This is a genomic window from Amycolatopsis sp. NPDC031561, from assembly GCF_055580625.1.
The window spans coordinates 259,426-273,715 of the sequence record NZ_JBVILA010000008.1 but is presented as its reverse complement, the minus strand read 5'-3'; the positions used below and the strand labels follow the sequence as shown (position 1 = coordinate 273,715).

The following is a 14,290-nucleotide window of genomic DNA, read 5'->3' as shown; positions in this document are numbered from 1 at the left end:
GAGAGTTAGAGGGGAAGAGGGGAGGTGGCGGTCTCCCGGGGTCGAAAGACCGCCACCTCTTCACCTACTTGCGAGGGATCAGAACTGCTCGGCCTCGGTGGAACCGGCGAGCGCGGTCGTGGAGCTGGTCGGGTTCAGCGCGGTCGCGACGTTGTCGAACCAGCCGGTGCCGACCTCGCGCTGGTGCTTCGTGGCGGTGTAACCGCGGTCCTCCGAAGCGAACTCGCGCTCCTGCAGGTCGACGTAGGCGGTCATGCCTTCGCGGGCGTAACCGTGCGCCAGGTCGAACATCGAGTAGTTCAGGGCGTGGAAGCCTGCCAGGGTGATGAACTGGAACTTGTAGCCCATGTGGCCGAGCTCGCGCTGGAACTTCGCGATCGTCGCGTCGTCCAGGTGCTTCTTCCAGTTGAACGACGGCGAGCAGTTGTAGGCCAGCATCTGGTCCGGGTACTTCGCCTTGATCGCCTCGGCGAACTGGCGGGCGACCTCGAGGTCCGGCTTGGAGGTCTCCATCCACAGCAGGTCGGCGTACTCGGCGTAGGCCAGACCGCGGTCGATACAGGGGTCGATGCCGTTGGTGACGTTGTAGAAGCCCTCGGCGGTGCGCTCGCCGGTGACGTACTTGCGGTCACGCTCGTCGACGTCGCTGGTGATCAGCGTCGCGGCCTGGGCGTCGGTGCGGGCGACGATCAGCGACGGCACGTTCAGCACGTCCGCGGCGAGGCGGGCGGCGTTCAGCGTGCGCTCGTGCTGCTTGGTCGGGATCAGCACCTTGCCGCCGAGGTGGCCGCACTTCTTCTCGGACGCGAGCTGGTCCTCCCAGTGCACACCCGCGGCACCGGCGGCGATCATGCCCTTCATCAGCTCGAAGGCGTTGAGCGGGCCGCCGAAGCCGGCCTCGGCGTCGGCGACGATCGGGGCGAACCAGTCGGTGTCGGTGTTGCCCTCGGCCCAGTTGATCTGGTCGGCGCGGCCCAGCGCGTTGTTGATGCGGCGGACGACGGCGGGCACCGAGTTGGCCGGGTAGAGGCTCTGGTCCGGGTAGGTCTGGCCGGAGAGGTTGGCGTCGGCGGCGACCTGCCAGCCGGACAGGTAGATGGCCTTGAGGCCGGCGCGGACCTGCTGCACCGCCTGGTTGCCGGTCAGCGCGCCCAGCGAGTGGACGTAGTCCTCGGTGTGCAGGAGGTCCCAAAGCTTCTCGGCACCGCGGCGGGCGAGCGTGTGCTCCTCGACCACGCTGCCGCGCAGCTTGACCACGTCAGCGGCCGAGTACGACCGCTTCACTCCCGCCCAGCGGGGGTCGGTCTCCCACTGCTTGGTCAGTTCGGCCGCCGCCTTCTCGAGCTGCTGCGCGTGCTCAGTCATCGGATTCTCCCGGTGTTGCGAAGTTTGCGAGTGATCGCCTTTCGGTGATCCGACCCTGACATGACAGGGGAAATCCGATCCAGGCCTCCAATTTGCCAATTTCTGCGAAGCTTCCGTAGCATCTTGCAAAGGTTGCGAATCGCAGGTTCGCAAGCTGAGCGAAAATCCACGGGCTTGACCGTTAACTGAATCGTTCAGGCCCGGAAACCTTGCGGACAGAGAGGCCAGCGTGGACAAAACCTTCGCCGGAGCGAAGCTTCGGCATCTGCGCGAAAGCCGGTCGATGAGCCAGGCGGATCTCGCTCGTGTGCTGGAGATCTCACCCAGTTACCTCAACCAGATCGAGCACAACTCGCGTCCTCTGACCGTCCCGGTGCTCCTTCGCATCACTCAAGCGTTCGGAGTGGACACCGAGTTCTTCGCGAACAACGACACCGCACGGCTTGTCGCGGACGTGAAGGAAGCCCTGCTCGACGAGGTCCTCGGCGTGGACGTCACGACCAGCGAACTGAACGACCTCGCCACGAACCTGCCGACGATCGCGCAAGCACTGGTCAAACTGCATCGCAGCTACCGCAACTCGGTCGAGAACACCGCCGCGCTGACCACGGAGAACGGGCTGGGCATGCACGGCAGCGCGGCCGGGTCGTTGCCGCACGAAGAGGTCCGGGACTTCTTCTACGAGCGGGAGAACTACGTCGCCGAACTGGACGAACGCGCCGAACGGATGGCGCACGACATCCCGCTGCAGCGCGGCCGGGTGCTCGTGGCGCTGAAGGAGACGCTGACCCAGCGCTACGGCGTCGACGTCACGAACGAGGGCATCGACGAGGCCAACGGCGAACAGCACCGGTACGAACCGGGTCCGCGGGTGCTGCGGCTGGCCCCGAGCCTGCGCGTCGGGCAGCAGGCGTTCCGGATGGCCTCGCAGATCGCCCTGCTCGACTACGACGACCTGATCACCGAACTCGCCGACTCGTGGGCCTTCTCCGGTCCCGCCGCGCGTTCGCTGGCGAGGGTCGGGCTGGCGAACTACTTCGCGGGCGCCCTGATCCTCCCCTATGGACCGTTCCTCTCCACCGCGGAACGCTTCCGCTACGACATCGAGCGGCTGTGCGACCACTTCGGCGTCGGCTTCGAGACGGTCTGCCACCGGCTCTCGACGTTGCAGCGGCCGAAGAACCGCGGCGTGCCGTTCTCGTTCGTGCGCGTCGACCGGGCGGGGAACATGTCGAAACGCCAGTCCGCGGCCGGTTTCCACTTCTCCCGGGTCGGCGGCGCCTGTCCACTGTGGAACATCTACGAGGCGTTCACCCAGCCGGGCAAGATCCTCACCCAGATCGCGACCCTTCCCGACGGCAAGAGCTATTTCTGGATCGCGCGGACGGTGTCCCGCAACATCGGCGGCTACGGCAGCCCCGGCAAGACGTTCACCGTCGGCCTCGGCTGCGAACTACGGCACGCGAAACGGCTGATCTATTCGACCGGGCTCGATCTCGACGACCGCGACGCGGCCACCCCGATCGGCATGGGTTGCAAAGTCTGCGAACGCCCGGCCTGCTCGCAGCGCGCGTTCCCGACGATCGGCAAGCAGCTGACCGTCGACGAGAACACCAGCACCTTCGTCCCGTACCCGGCGGTGCCCAAGGCGCCTTGAGCCGTCTTGATCTCCCTGGCAGGGTTGCCGACGACGGCCGTCGCCTGTGACGGCGGCCACCGCACTGGGGAGAACTTCATGATCTTGGTGACCGGAGCAGGCGGGAACGTCGGCACGGAACTGACCACAATCCTGGCGCGCGGCGGGCATCCCGTCCGGGCGCTGGTCCGCACGCCGCGTCCGCTGCCGGACGGGGCCGAAGGCGTGCCGGGCGATCTCAACGAACCGGACGGCCTGAAACCCGCGCTGGACGGTGTCCGGGCGGTGTTCCTGCTCGGCGGCTACGACGACATGGCGGGCGCGCTCGAGGTGATGCGGGACGCGGGCGTCGAGCAGGTCACCCTGCTGTCGTCGCGTTCGGTCGCCGGCGGGCACGCGGACAACGCCGTGGCCGGGACGCACATGGCGGCCGAGGCGGCGGTGCGCGCGTCGGAGCTGGCGTGGACGTTCCTGCGGCCGAGCGGGTTCATGTCGAACACGCTGCAATGGGCCGCGCAGCTCCGGGCGGGCGACGTCGTCCGCGAGCCGTTCGCGAACGTGCCGGTGGCGACGATCGATCCGTACGACGTCGCCGCCGTCGCCGCGGAATCCCTGACCACGCCGGGGCACGAGGGGCGGGCGTACGCCATCACCGGTCCCGGCTCGCTCCTGCCCGCCGACAGGCTGCGGGTGCTGGGCGAACTGCTGGGCCGCGACCTGCGGCTGGAGCCGCTGTCGAACGCCGAAGCGCGAGTGAAGATGAGCGGGGAGATGCCGGAGAAGTACGTCGACGCCTTCTTCCGCTTCTTCGCCGAGGGCGAGTTCGACGACTCCGAGGTCACGGGTGCCGTCCAGGACCTCACCGGACGGGAGCCGCGGCCGTTCGCCGCCTGGGCCCGAACCCACCTGGCCGCCTTCCGCTAGCCCGCGTTTCGTCCTCTAGTTGCGGTAGTTGCACGCGCAAGGACCGCAACTAGAGGACGAAACGCGGGGCGTCAGACCAAGAAGTGGAAGCGCGGGCTGCCGGGTTCGACGCGCTCCACCTGCAGCGGGCTCACGTCCAGCCGGTGCAGCAGGCCTTCGAGGTCACCGGCCCGCGCGAGTTCGATGCCGATCAGCGCCGGGCCGGTCTCGCGGCTGTTGCGCTTCACGTACTCGAACCGCGTGATGTCGTCGTCCGGCCCGAGGACCTCGTCGAGGAACCGCCTCAGCGCGCCGGGCTCCTGCGGGAATCCCACCAGGAAGTAGTGCTTCAGTCCTTCGTGGATCAGCGACCGTTCGAGCACTTCGCCGTAGCGGCTGACGTCGTTGTTGCCGCCGGACACGACGCACACCACGATCTGGCCGGGATCGATCTTCACCGTCGACCCCAGCGAGGCGGCCGCGAGCGCGCCCGCGGGTTCGGCTATCACGCCATCGGACTGGTACATCGCGAGCATTTCCGTGCACACCGCGCCCTCGGCGACGTCGGTGAGTTCGACGCCGCCGTCGCGGACCAGCGGATACGTCACCGATCCGGCCAGCGCGACCGCCGCACCGTCGACGAACGTGTCGACACCTTCGAGCCGCACCGGCTCACCTGCCGCGAGCGCGGCGGCCATACAGGTCGCGCCCGCCGGTTCGACCCCGACGATCCGCATCTCCGGCGCCCGCTCCGCGGCCCACGCGGCGATCCCCGCGAGCAGGCCGCCGCCGCCGACCGGCACCACCATGACGTCCGGGACGAACCCGAGCTGCGCGACGACCTCCATCGCGACCGTGCCCTGTCCGGCGACCGTCTCCGGCGCGTCGAAAGCGGGGACCAGCGTCGCGCCGGTGCTCTCCGCGTCCTGCTTCGCGGCGGTGAAGGCGTCTTCGTAGGTCTCGCCGACGACGATGACCTCGATATGCGAACCGCCCAGCGTCGCGATCCGCTCGCGCTTCTGCCGGGGAGTCGTGCCGGGCACGTAGACGCGGCCTGTCGCGCCGAGACGGCGGCACGCGTACGCGACACCCTGCGCGTGATTGCCCGCGCTCGCGCAGACGACGCCGCGTTCCCGGTGCGCCGCGTCGAGCTGGACGATGAAGTTGTAAGCACCGCGGATCTTGTACGAACGCACGGTCTGGAGGTCTTCGCGTTTGAGCCAGACCCGGGCGTCGACCCGCGCCGAGAGCCGCTCGTTCGGTTCCAGCGGCGTGCGGGTCACCACCCCGGCCAGTCGTTTCGCGGCCTCTTCGACCGTTCGGGCGTTCACCGTTTCGATCCCTTGCACGAATGCTGAATGTACCTACCACCTCGGGCCACGTCGGAGAGTGGTCCAGTGGGTGCGCGGGATGTCGGTGGCTTGTGGTCCACTGGTCGCCATGGTGAGCAAGGTCGACGGAGTCCGGAGTCTCGATGCGTTGCGCGAGCTGGTCCACAGTGGCGCGGAGCCCGAGTACCAGCTCTTCTACGGCCACACCCCGCTCAAGAGCGGCCGGGTCAACGCGGCCTGCCTGAGCCAGTGGTGGCTGGCGCCGTTCGTCGCGGGCGGCGAGCGGTACCCGACGGCCGAGCACTACATGATGGCGAGCAAGGCCGAACTGTTCGGTGATTACGAGGCCGCGGAGAACATCCGTCAGGCGCCGGACCCCAAAACCGCCAAGATCCTCGGCCGCGAGGTCTCTGGCTTCGACGGGGACAAGTGGGAGCGGCACCGCTTCGACATCGTCGTCGACGGGAACCTGGAGAAGTTCCGCCAGCACGCCGAACTGAGCGAGTTCCTGCTGAGCACGGGCGACAAGGTGATCGTCGAGGCCTCGAAAATGGACCTCGTCTGGGGCAGCGGCGTCGCCCGTGACGACAAGAACGCCACGCGCCCCGACTACTGGCGCGGGCAGAACCTCCTGGGCTTCGCGCTCATGGAGGTCCGCGAGCAGCTGCGCGGCTAGTTGTCCACGCCCAGGGTCTTCTGGAGCGCCTTGTTCGCCTTGCGCGCCATGTCCGCGACAGCCTCGCGACGCGCGGCGTCGGCGGCGTAGTCGTCCTGCCGGTTCCGCACCACGCGGGCAGGCGAGCCGACGGCGATCGAGTAGTCCGGGATGTCGCCCCGCACCACCGCGTGCGCGCCGAGGACGCAGCCGCGGCCGACCCGCGTGCCCTTGAGCACGGAGACCTTGGTGCCGATCCAGGTGTCCGGCCCGATCCGCACCGGCGACTTCACGATGCCCTGATCCTTGATCGGGACGGTGATGTCGGTGGTGACATGGTCGAAGTCGCAGATGTACACCCAGTCCGCGACGAGCGTGGCCGCGCCGAGTTCGATGTCGAGATAGCCGTTGAGGACGTTCTGGCGCCCGAACACCGCCTTGTCGCCGATGCGCAGCGAACCCTCGTGGCAGCGGATCGCGTTGCCGTCGCCGATGTGCACCCAGCGGCCGATCTCCAGCCGCCCGTAGCCGGGACGGCAGTGGATCTCGACGTCCTTGCCGAGGAACACCATGCCGCGCAGGATGATGTGCGGATTCGCGACGCGGAACTTCATCAGCCGCCAGTACCGGACCAGGTACCAAGGCGTGTACGCGCGGTTTCGCAGCACCCAGCGCAGCGAATCCTTGGTCAGGAACTTCGCCTGACGCGGATCACGACGGGCCTGGCCCCAAGCGCGGAGCCGCGACAACGCGGGCGCACCCCACATGGACGTCATACCGGTGACCGTAACCTGTGATCAGGCCGCCGACCGCAAAGGGGAGCACGCGTATGGGCACCAAGCTGATCATCGACACGGACCCGGGGGTCGACGACGCCTTCGCGCTGGCCTTGGCCACGCAAGCCGAGGACGTCGACCTGCTGGGCGTGACCACGGTGTTCGGCAACGTGCCGTTGAGTCACACCACCGCCAACGCCCGCAACCTGTTGCAGCTTTTCGGCCGCGAAGACGTCCCCGTCGCCGCCGGCGCGGAGCGGCCGCTGGTGTACGACAACGCCAAACCCGCCGGCTTCGTCCATGGTCAGGACGGTCTTTCCGGGCACGCCGGCACCCTGCCGGAGGCGAAGCGCGCACTCGACGAACGCGGCGCCGTCCGCCTGCTGGTGGATCTGCTGGAAGCCGCCGACGAGCCGGTGACCATCGCCCCGATCGGCCCGCTCACGAACATCGCGCTGCTGCTGGCGGCCCATCCGCAGATCCGCGAGAAGATCGGCCGGATCGTCATCATGGGCGGCGGGGTGGCCAAGGGGAACTCCACCACGGCCGCCGAATTCAACATCTGGAGCGATCCCGAGGCCGCCCGCCGGGTACTGCTCGACGGGGACATCCCGACGGTGCTGGTCCCGCTGGATCTCACGCACCAGTGCTCGGTCGACACGGCCTGGCTCGGCAAACTCGCCGCGTCCGGCCCGCTCGGCGCGGCACTCGAGGCGCTCACGCCCACGTACGTCCAGCACTACACCCCCGTCCTCGGTTTCCCCGGGATGGTCATGCACGACGCGGTCGCGGTGGCCGAGGCGATCCGGCCGGGCATCCTCGGCACCGAGGCGTACCCCGTGGACGTCGAGTGCGGCTTCGGCCCCGCGCGCGGCGCGACACTGGTGGACCGGCGAAGGCTGCGGAGCACCGATCCGCAGGCCGTGCCGGGCCGCACCATCGACGTCGCGCTGACCACCGACGTCGACGCCTTCCGCGAGTTCGTGCTCAGCCGCATCGTCGGGGGTCTGTGATGGAACAGGAAACTTCCCGCCGCCGCAGACTTCCGGTGATCATCGCCGCGGTCGTCGTCGCGGGCGCCGCCCTGGTCGCCGCCATCACCTTCGCGCCGAAGGACGAGCCGAAGCCGGAAGCCGCCGCCGTCCAGTCGTCGGTCGTCCCCGCGCCGCCGACGTCGTCGTCCGCGCCCGCGGAGATGCCGAAGGAACAGCCGAAGGTCCCGCAGCAAATGGGCAAGGAATTCGACGCATGGGTGTCGAAGACCAGCGGCTGGCTCGACATCCCGTTGCGCGCGATGACCGGCTACGCGAAGACCACCGTGACATTGAGCAAGGACACGCCGGGCTGCCGTCTGTCCTGGGTGACGCTGGCCGCGCTCGGGAAGATCGGCTCCGACCACGGCCGTGCCAAGGGGTCGAGCGTCAACGACGCCGGGGTGATGACCGTGCCGCTCGGGACGGTCGAGGTCCGCGACTTCTACAACAAGGTCGTGTCCACCCCGAACGCGAGCGGGCCGCTGCAACTGGCGCCGTCGGTCTGGGGCCGGTTCCAGGCTTCGGCGAGCGGGGCCAAGCCGGATCCGCAGAACATCGACGACGCCACGCTCACCGCCGGGCGCGCCCTGTGCGCGAACGGCCGCGACCTCGGCCAGGGCCAGACGTGGTGGAACGCGGTGAGCACACTGCAGCCCGCTCCGCTGCTGATGCACCGCACGCTCGCGACGGTGAACGTCTACGGCACCGTCGGCCAGAGCCCGCAACCGCCGAACGCGGCGGCGCTGAGCGCGGTCAACTTCGCCATCGACAAGATCGGGCTGCCCTACGTCTGGGGCGGCAACGGCACCGGCGGCGGCGACCCCGGTTTCGACTGCTCCGGCCTGACGACGGCCGCCTACGCCAGCGCCGGCGTCAGGCTCATGCGCACCGCCCACACGCAGTACCACAGCGTGAGCAAGGTGAACGATCCCCAGCTCGGCGACCTGATCTTCTACGGCGAGCCGAACACGAAGATCCACCACGTCGGGCTGTACATCGGGAACCAGCAGATGATCGACGCCCCGCAGACCGGGCAGGCGGTGCAGGTGCACACCTACCGGAAGCAGGGCGACGACTACGCCGGAGCGGGCCGCCCGGCCGCCTGACCAGCCGGAAGACCCAGAACACCCGCCGCCAGTTGCCTCTAACCCCAAGTAGGGTTATAAATGGGGTTACAAGTAACTGGGAGGAGCGGCCGCAATGCCGAAGATCAACGTGTATCTGCCCGACGAGCTGGCCGAAGGGGTCAAGGCGGCCGGGGTGCCGGTCTCGGCGATCTGCCAGCGGGCGCTGGAGCAGTCGGTCCGGCGTGTGACCGCGATCCGGGCGACCGTGCTGGGCGATCTGGAGACCGAAGACCCGACGGCGCAGCTCTCGCAGTTCACCGAACGCACGCGCACCGTGCTCAAACTCGCGATCGAGCAGGCCCGGGCGAGCGGCGCCGCCGACGTCGGCACGGAACACCTGCTGCACGGAATGCTCGCCGAAGGGACCAATCTCGCCCTGCACGTGCTGCGCGCGATGGAGATCGATCCCGCGCACGTGGCACGCGCGCTGGCCACCGCCTCCGCGACGCCGGAGGCCGCCGAAGCCGCGCCGGCGACACGGTTCAGCGGCCCCGCGGCCAACGCGCTGGAGCTGGCCGTGACCGAGGCTCTCGCGCTGGGGCACAACTACGTCGGCTGTGAACACCTCCTGCTCGGCCTCGTCAGCGAACCCGACGGAACGGCCGGGCACGTCCTGCGGGAGACGGGCGTCGACCCGCGCACCGCGCGCCGGACGGTCGTGGCCGCGCTCACCGGCTACACCCACCTCCGCGCCCAGACGAGCGCCAAGGCACCTGCGGACGCCGCGGCCATGATCACCGCCGCGGTCCGTCAGGAACTGCGTCCCGTCCTCGATCGCCTCGACCGGCTGGAAGAACGGGCCGGGGATTGAGAGTCCACAAAGGACATCTCGCGCGACTCCTCTCCTCCGCCGCGTTGGCGCTGCTCATTGCGATCCTGGTGCTCATCGGGGCAGGCGTGGCGTGACGGCGTCCGCAGCGGCCTCGCCCGAGCGCACCGCGCCCTCGATGTAGCCGTACCAGCGCGGCGAGGTTTCCGTTCCCGCCCAATGGATCCGGCCGACCGGAGCACGCAGCGCGGAGCCGAGCCGGGTCCAGGCGCCCGGCGGGAACACGGCCGAGTAAGCGCCTCGCGTGAACGGTTCCTCGTTCCAATTCCGCTCGGCGAAGCCCAGGGGCGCACCGGCTCGGGGACCGAAGAGGCGGGTCAGCGCGTCGAGCAGGACCTCCCGGCGGACGGCCGGGGAGCGAGTGCCGAGGTCCCGGGCGGCCGCGCCGGTGACGAACCCGATCAGGACGCCCCGGCCGCCGGACCGCGGGCTGCTGTCGGCGGTCATCGCGATCGGGCCGCGCAGGCTCAGCGCGGCACCGCTGAGCTCCGCCTGCCGCCAGAACGGTTCCGCGTACGTGGCGACGCATTTGATCACGCTGCCCATCGGGAGCCGCTGCAACAGGTTGTCGCGGGCGGACGGCAGCGGCGGATGGTAGGCGATCCGGGCCGCGAGCGGCGGTGCGGCCGCGACCACCCCGTATCCGGCCCGCCACGCGGTCCCGTCTTCGACGGTCACCGTGACACCGGAATCGTCCTGCTCGATCCGCCGGACCGGCGCGCCGAGCCGCAGAGACGTGTCCAGCCGCTCGGCGAGCTTTCCGGCGAGGCCGTGGGCGCCACCGTCCAACCGGTCCTGCTGCGCGCCGCCTTCGACGTCGGTCAACGCCGACAGGCTGCCCGCGGACCTGATGTAGAACAACGCGTGCAGCAGCGACAGTTCACTCGGCTCGCAGGCCCAGATGGCCTGGCAGGCCAAGGTGAGGAACCGGCGCCCGCCCCGGGTCACCGCGGTGCGGTCGATCCAGGTTCGCAGGGTCTGCCCGTCGAACGCGTCCGGGCCACGCCAAGGTGCTCCGGTGTCGACGGAACGGGCGAGCCTGTCGAGACGGGAATGGGCCCGCCCGACGTCGAGCAGTGCCGTCAGGCCGAGTTTCGGCGCCATGCCACGAAACCTGCGCAAGCGCCCGGTCTCGGTTTCGAGGACGTTCGCGCCCTCCGCGTAGGTAGGGAAGATGGCCACGCCGAGTTCCTCGGCCAGTGCATACACGCGGTCCTGACCTGGTCCGACGAACTGGCCGCCGAGATCGACGGGCTCGCCGCCGACTTCGGTGCCGACGGTGCGGCCGCCGGCTTGTTCGCAGGCTTCGAGAACAAGGACTCGGACTCCGCGCAGCCGCAGGCGGTGGGCGCAGACGAGACCGGCCAGACCGGCGCCGACCACGACGACATCGATCTCGGAACGGTGGTGGGACACGAAACCTCCTGGTGGGTGAGCCGTGTTCGCGACCAGCACGAACACGACAGCGCACCCACCTACCACCACGGCGCTGACTTGAGTTGTCTTCGGTTGTCGGCGCAAATCCTTTCCACCCAGCACCGCGGTGTCAACCGGCTAGGCCACTACAGCTAGGACTTCCGCAGCACGGCCTCGAACATCACGAGCAACCGCTCAGGGACTTCATCGCCGAAGATGCTTTCGAGAAGGAAGTCCTCGTCGAGGGGCGTCTCACAGCGGACGAACATGGCCTGTTCGTACTCGGCGAGCGCCGCCTCGACGTCGCCGGGACGCGCGGCGAGGGCCTTGCCGAGCTCGGCGCCGTCGAGCATCGCCAGGTTGGCGCCTTCGCCGTTCGCCAGCGCGAGATGCGCGGCGTCGCCGAGCAGGGTCACCCCCGGGACGCGGTCCCACCGCAGCCCGAACGGCAGGGCGTAGGCGGGACGGTGGATCGGCGCGATGTCGCTTTCGGTGATCAGCGCGGTGAGTTCCGGCGCCCAGCCGTCGAACTCCGCCGCGATCCGCGCCTTGGCGGCCTCGGCGTCGGCGAAGTCGACGGTGCCGAACCAGTCCAGCGGTTTGCCGAGTTCCACGTAGGCGTGCAGAGTGTCGCCGGATTCCCGATGGGCGTTGATGCTCAGGCCCTGTTCTCCCCCGTTCCCGAACATCGACCCGCCGCCGACCGTTTTCGCCACGCCGGGGTGCCGGGTGTCGGCGTCGTACAGATAGGTCTCGACGATCGACGTGCCGGCGTACTCGGGGGTGGCGCCCGTCAGCAGCGGCCGGACGCGTGACCACGCGCCGTCGGCGCCGACCAGGAGCTCGGCGACGACGGTGCGGCCGTCGTCGAACGTCACCTCGTGGCGGCCGTCGTCGAGCGTCCGGACGCCGACGACCTTGTACCCCCAGCGGACGGTGCCTTCGGGGAGCGAATCGATCAGCATCCGCCGCAGATCGCCGCGTTGCGCCTCGGGACGGCCGCCCGTGCCGTCGTCTTCCCTCTCGAACAGGACGGTCCCGTCCATGTCGAAGACCCGCAACGCCTGGCGGCCCTCCAGGACGATGCCCTGGAACTCGTCCATCAGGCCCGCCGCCTCGAGGGCGAGTTGCCCGTTGTAGTCGTGGATGTCGAGCATCCCGCCCTGCACCCGCGCGGTGGGGGACGCTTCCGCTTCGTAGACCTCCGCCGGGATTCCGTGGACGTGCAGGACGCGGGCCAGCGTGAGGCCGCCGAGTCCGGCTCCGATGATCGTGACCGGTGTGCGCATGGTGACTCCTCGAGTTCGCGACTGGAATGACATTCCAGAGACTGTCGCGGACCGCTGGCAGGCCACGCACACGACGCTGGCACCGGCCTGGCACGCCCTGTCAGCCGAAAAACTCGACAGCGTCCCGTGTCCAGCCGGGATCCCCGGTCTTGGCGAACGCGACCCACGCGCCGTGCATCCTGGCCGCGAGGCCTGCCGGGGCGGGATCAGGGCCGAGCAGACCGGTGTCCCCGTGCAGCCACGGCTCGTCGGCGAGGTCGAAACCGAACGGCAGCTCGACGGTGTGGGCGGCGCCGAGCCGTCCGTCCAGCGCCGTCGAGCGATGGCCGAACGCATAGATGTGGGCGCGGCCGTGGGCCCGCGCCAGACGTGCCGTGCCGTGCCGGTCGTCGGCCCGGTGACGGTGACCCAGCAGACCCTGTCGATCGCCCGGTCACCGGACCAGCTGCTCATCGTGTGCACGACCCCCGCCGGCTCCCCCGGTGAGCAAGGGCTCAAGCTGCTCGGGCAGGCGCGGTCAGGCCTTGTCGTGGATCGTGATCACGTAACCGTCCGGGTCTGAGAAGGCGAACGTACGGCCGAACGGCCCGTCGAACGGCTCCGTGACAATGGGGGTGCCCGCCGCGGCCAGCCGGTCGTGCAGCGGCTGCGCGTCGTCGGCGTGAAGCCACAGCGCCACTCCTGATCCCGGCCCCGGGGACACGGCGTCCAGATCCATCCCCGGCACGGGTTCCCGCACCGCGAACGGGATCGTCCCGGTGCCGAACACCACCGCGTGAGGCGGTGCGACGGGCAGCCTTCGCAGGCCGAGCCGGGTCTCGTAGAACTCGGCCGCCCGGTCGAGGTCGCGTACCTGCAGCGAAAGGAAATCGAGTCCGGTCACGGTCATGTCGTCCTCCAGTGATGTCAGCGTGTTGACATGCAGAAGGTATGTCATGATGCTGACATGAGTCAAGGCGGGTTTGATCGAGACGGGTTTGATCAAGGCGAGCAGGTCGGACCGCTGGATCGAGCGGTGGGCTACATGCTGAAACGAGCGGCGACGGCGCTTCGCACGGCCATGGACACCGCTTTGCGCCCTCTCGATCTCACCGTGCCGCAGTACTCCTGCCTCGAAGTGCTCTCGCAACGGCCGGGACTGTCCAACGCGGAACTGGCGCGAGCCGTGTTCGTCACCCGGCAGTCGATGAACCTGGTGCTGCGCGGGCTCCAGGACCGCGGGCTGGTCACCCGGCCGCCGACAGCGCCCCAGGGCCGCGCCCTGCCCAGCACGCTCACTCCCGCCGGACGCGCGCAGCTCCACGTGGCCAGCATCGCCGTGCGCGTAGTGGAGAAACGAATGCTCGAACCGTTTTCGGTCGCTCATCAGGACCGGCTGCTGACCGATCTCGCCGCCTGCACCGCCGCGCTAGCGACCGAGGAGTAGCTCAAGACCTCGTGTTCACGAGCGTCTCCGGCTTGAAGGCGTAGACGTCACCGTCCTGGACGAGCACGTGCCATTCCCCGCAGACCTTGTCGGTCCTGCTCTCCTGTCCCTGCGGCCACCACGGGGCGGCGAGCGTGGCCGCCTGCGTCACCGCCGGCCCCGGCACGCAGGTCGAGGGCAGTTCCCCGCCGGCGAAGCGCAGGATCCGCTCCGAGCCCGTGGTCCGGATGACCTCCGTGATCGACATCGCCCGGTCCGGCACCCAGTCCGGCACTCGCGCGTCCTTGTCACGCTTGCCTTCCACGCCGGTCGAGTAGCCGACCGTCTTGACGTGGCCGTTCGCCCTCTCGGTCAGACCTTCCTTGAGACCGCATCCGGTCAGGGCGACCGTCGCCGTCGCCGCGGCCAGTACCGCCGCCGTGATCTTCGTGTTCATACGATCGAGTCAACCTCGCCGAAGCGCGCACGGGATCGGACTTTCGGTCCGCCCGGGGCGGCCATCC

At 69.3% G+C, this 14,290-nt stretch carries 14 protein-coding genes and 1 pseudogene; 7 read left to right on the top strand and 8 right to left on the bottom strand.

Going from position 1 to position 14,290, the window contains the following annotated elements:
- Positions 1 to 78: 78 nt before the first annotated feature.
- Positions 79 to 1,365, bottom strand: a complete 1,287-nt coding sequence (aceA, locus tag ACZ5IK_RS19725; protein WP_101610007.1) for an isocitrate lyase — start codon at positions 1,363 to 1,365, stop codon at positions 79 to 81.
- A gap of 229 nt (positions 1,366 to 1,594) precedes the next feature.
- Between aceA and ACZ5IK_RS19720 the strand changes: the two genes are divergently transcribed.
- Both ACZ5IK_RS19720 and ACZ5IK_RS19715 read left to right on the top strand, forming a co-directional pair.
- Positions 1,595 to 3,022 carry a short-chain fatty acyl-CoA regulator family protein gene (locus tag ACZ5IK_RS19720; RefSeq protein WP_465488958.1) on the top strand — a complete coding sequence of 476 codons (1,428 nt, stop codon included), beginning with the start codon at positions 1,595 to 1,597 and terminating at the stop codon, positions 3,020 to 3,022.
- Positions 3,023 to 3,100: 78 nt separating this feature from the next.
- Positions 3,101 to 3,925 carry an NAD(P)H-binding protein gene (locus ACZ5IK_RS19715; protein WP_465488957.1) on the top strand — a complete coding sequence of 275 codons (825 nt, stop codon included), beginning with the start codon at positions 3,101 to 3,103 and terminating at the stop codon, positions 3,923 to 3,925.
- Between the two features lie 71 nt (positions 3,926 to 3,996).
- Here ACZ5IK_RS19715 and ilvA read toward each other — a convergent pair whose 3' ends face one another.
- Complete coding sequence (gene ilvA / locus ACZ5IK_RS19710; RefSeq protein ID WP_465488956.1) at positions 3,997 to 5,253, bottom strand: threonine ammonia-lyase IlvA; 1,257 nt, start codon at positions 5,251 to 5,253, stop codon at positions 3,997 to 3,999.
- Between the two features lie 91 nt (positions 5,254 to 5,344).
- Between ilvA and ACZ5IK_RS19705 the strand changes: the two genes are divergently transcribed.
- Positions 5,345 to 5,911, top strand: coding sequence for an NADAR family protein (locus ACZ5IK_RS19705; RefSeq protein WP_174720453.1), 567 nt, complete (start codon positions 5,345 to 5,347; stop codon positions 5,909 to 5,911).
- On the opposite strand, the gene ACZ5IK_RS19700 is transcribed toward ACZ5IK_RS19705, so the two are convergent.
- Positions 5,908 to 6,666: an acyltransferase gene (locus ACZ5IK_RS19700; RefSeq protein WP_101610013.1), complete on the bottom strand. Its 759-nt coding sequence runs from the start codon at positions 6,664 to 6,666 to the stop codon at positions 5,908 to 5,910. The two genes, ACZ5IK_RS19705 and ACZ5IK_RS19700, sit on opposite strands and share 4 nt — an antisense overlap.
- Before the next feature lie 53 nt (positions 6,667 to 6,719).
- Between ACZ5IK_RS19700 and ACZ5IK_RS19695 the strand changes: the two genes are divergently transcribed.
- The 3 genes from ACZ5IK_RS19695 (at position 6,720) to ACZ5IK_RS19685 (ending at position 9,638) form a co-directional block, all read left to right on the top strand.
- Complete coding sequence (locus ACZ5IK_RS19695) at positions 6,720 to 7,679, top strand: nucleoside hydrolase (protein WP_465488955.1); 960 nt, start codon at positions 6,720 to 6,722, stop codon at positions 7,677 to 7,679.
- On the top strand, positions 7,679 to 8,806 hold the full coding sequence (locus tag ACZ5IK_RS19690; RefSeq protein ID WP_465488954.1) for a C40 family peptidase: 1,128 nt from the start codon (positions 7,679 to 7,681) through the stop codon (positions 8,804 to 8,806). Before ACZ5IK_RS19695 ends, ACZ5IK_RS19690 begins: the two co-directional genes overlap by 1 nt.
- A gap of 94 nt (positions 8,807 to 8,900) precedes the next feature.
- Positions 8,901 to 9,638 (top strand): Clp protease N-terminal domain-containing protein, encoded by a 738-nt coding sequence (locus tag ACZ5IK_RS19685; protein ID WP_465488953.1) that lies wholly within the window; start codon positions 8,901 to 8,903, stop codon positions 9,636 to 9,638.
- Positions 9,639 to 9,710: 72 nt separating this feature from the next.
- On the opposite strand, the gene ACZ5IK_RS19680 is transcribed toward ACZ5IK_RS19685, so the two are convergent.
- From ACZ5IK_RS19680 to ACZ5IK_RS19665, 4 genes and pseudogenes are all read right to left on the bottom strand, one after another.
- Complete coding sequence (locus ACZ5IK_RS19680; protein ID WP_465488952.1) at positions 9,711 to 11,072, bottom strand: flavin monoamine oxidase family protein; 1,362 nt, start codon at positions 11,070 to 11,072, stop codon at positions 9,711 to 9,713.
- Between the two features lie 152 nt (positions 11,073 to 11,224).
- Positions 11,225 to 12,361 carry an FAD-dependent oxidoreductase gene (locus ACZ5IK_RS19675; RefSeq protein WP_465488951.1) on the bottom strand — a complete coding sequence of 379 codons (1,137 nt, stop codon included), beginning with the start codon at positions 12,359 to 12,361 and terminating at the stop codon, positions 11,225 to 11,227.
- A 100-nt stretch (positions 12,362 to 12,461) separates the two neighbouring features.
- Positions 12,462 to 12,740: pseudogene (locus ACZ5IK_RS19670) on the bottom strand (carboxylesterase/lipase family protein); the annotation flags it as partial.
- A gap of 138 nt (positions 12,741 to 12,878) precedes the next feature.
- Positions 12,879 to 13,298: a VOC family protein gene (locus ACZ5IK_RS19665; protein WP_465488950.1), complete on the bottom strand. Its 420-nt coding sequence runs from the start codon at positions 13,296 to 13,298 to the stop codon at positions 12,879 to 12,881.
- 87 nt (positions 13,299 to 13,385) lie between these two features.
- On the opposite strand from ACZ5IK_RS19665, the gene ACZ5IK_RS19660 reads away from it, so the two are divergent.
- The gene (locus tag ACZ5IK_RS19660) at positions 13,386 to 13,787 is read left to right on the top strand and encodes a MarR family winged helix-turn-helix transcriptional regulator (RefSeq protein WP_465488949.1); all 402 of its coding nucleotides are present in this window, start codon (positions 13,386 to 13,388) and stop codon (positions 13,785 to 13,787) included.
- Position 13,788: 1 nt separating this feature from the next.
- On the opposite strand, the gene ACZ5IK_RS19655 is transcribed toward ACZ5IK_RS19660, so the two are convergent.
- Positions 13,789 to 14,223, bottom strand: a complete 435-nt coding sequence (locus tag ACZ5IK_RS19655; protein WP_465488948.1) for a hypothetical protein — start codon at positions 14,221 to 14,223, stop codon at positions 13,789 to 13,791.
- Positions 14,224 to 14,290 lie beyond the last annotated feature (67 nt).

What these genes read in the sequence shown, in the direction of transcription:
- ACZ5IK_RS19695 (WP_465488955.1), top strand. Translation starts at nt 6,720, where the DNA reads ATGGGCACCAAGCTGATCATCGACACGGACCCGGGGGTCGACGACGCC.
- ACZ5IK_RS19655 (WP_465488948.1), bottom strand. Translation starts at nt 14,223, where the DNA reads ATGAACACGAAGATCACGGCGGCGGTACTGGCCGCGGCGACGGCGACG.
- ACZ5IK_RS19690 (WP_465488954.1), top strand. Translation starts at nt 7,679, where the DNA reads ATGGAACAGGAAACTTCCCGCCGCCGCAGACTTCCGGTGATCATCGCC.
- ACZ5IK_RS19715 (WP_465488957.1), top strand. Translation starts at nt 3,101, where the DNA reads ATGATCTTGGTGACCGGAGCAGGCGGGAACGTCGGCACGGAACTGACC.
- ACZ5IK_RS19675 (WP_465488951.1), bottom strand. Translation starts at nt 12,361, where the DNA reads ATGCGCACACCGGTCACGATCATCGGAGCCGGACTCGGCGGCCTCACG.
- ACZ5IK_RS19660 (WP_465488949.1), top strand. Translation starts at nt 13,386, where the DNA reads ATGCTGAAACGAGCGGCGACGGCGCTTCGCACGGCCATGGACACCGCT.
- ACZ5IK_RS19700 (WP_101610013.1), bottom strand. Translation starts at nt 6,666, where the DNA reads ATGACGTCCATGTGGGGTGCGCCCGCGTTGTCGCGGCTCCGCGCTTGG.
- ACZ5IK_RS19685 (WP_465488953.1), top strand. Translation starts at nt 8,901, where the DNA reads ATGCCGAAGATCAACGTGTATCTGCCCGACGAGCTGGCCGAAGGGGTC.
- aceA (WP_101610007.1), bottom strand. Translation starts at nt 1,365, where the DNA reads ATGACTGAGCACGCGCAGCAGCTCGAGAAGGCGGCGGCCGAACTGACC.
- ACZ5IK_RS19665 (WP_465488950.1), bottom strand. Translation starts at nt 13,298, where the DNA reads ATGACATACCTTCTGCATGTCAACACGCTGACATCACTGGAGGACGAC.
- ACZ5IK_RS19705 (WP_174720453.1), top strand. Translation starts at nt 5,345, where the DNA reads ATGGTGAGCAAGGTCGACGGAGTCCGGAGTCTCGATGCGTTGCGCGAG.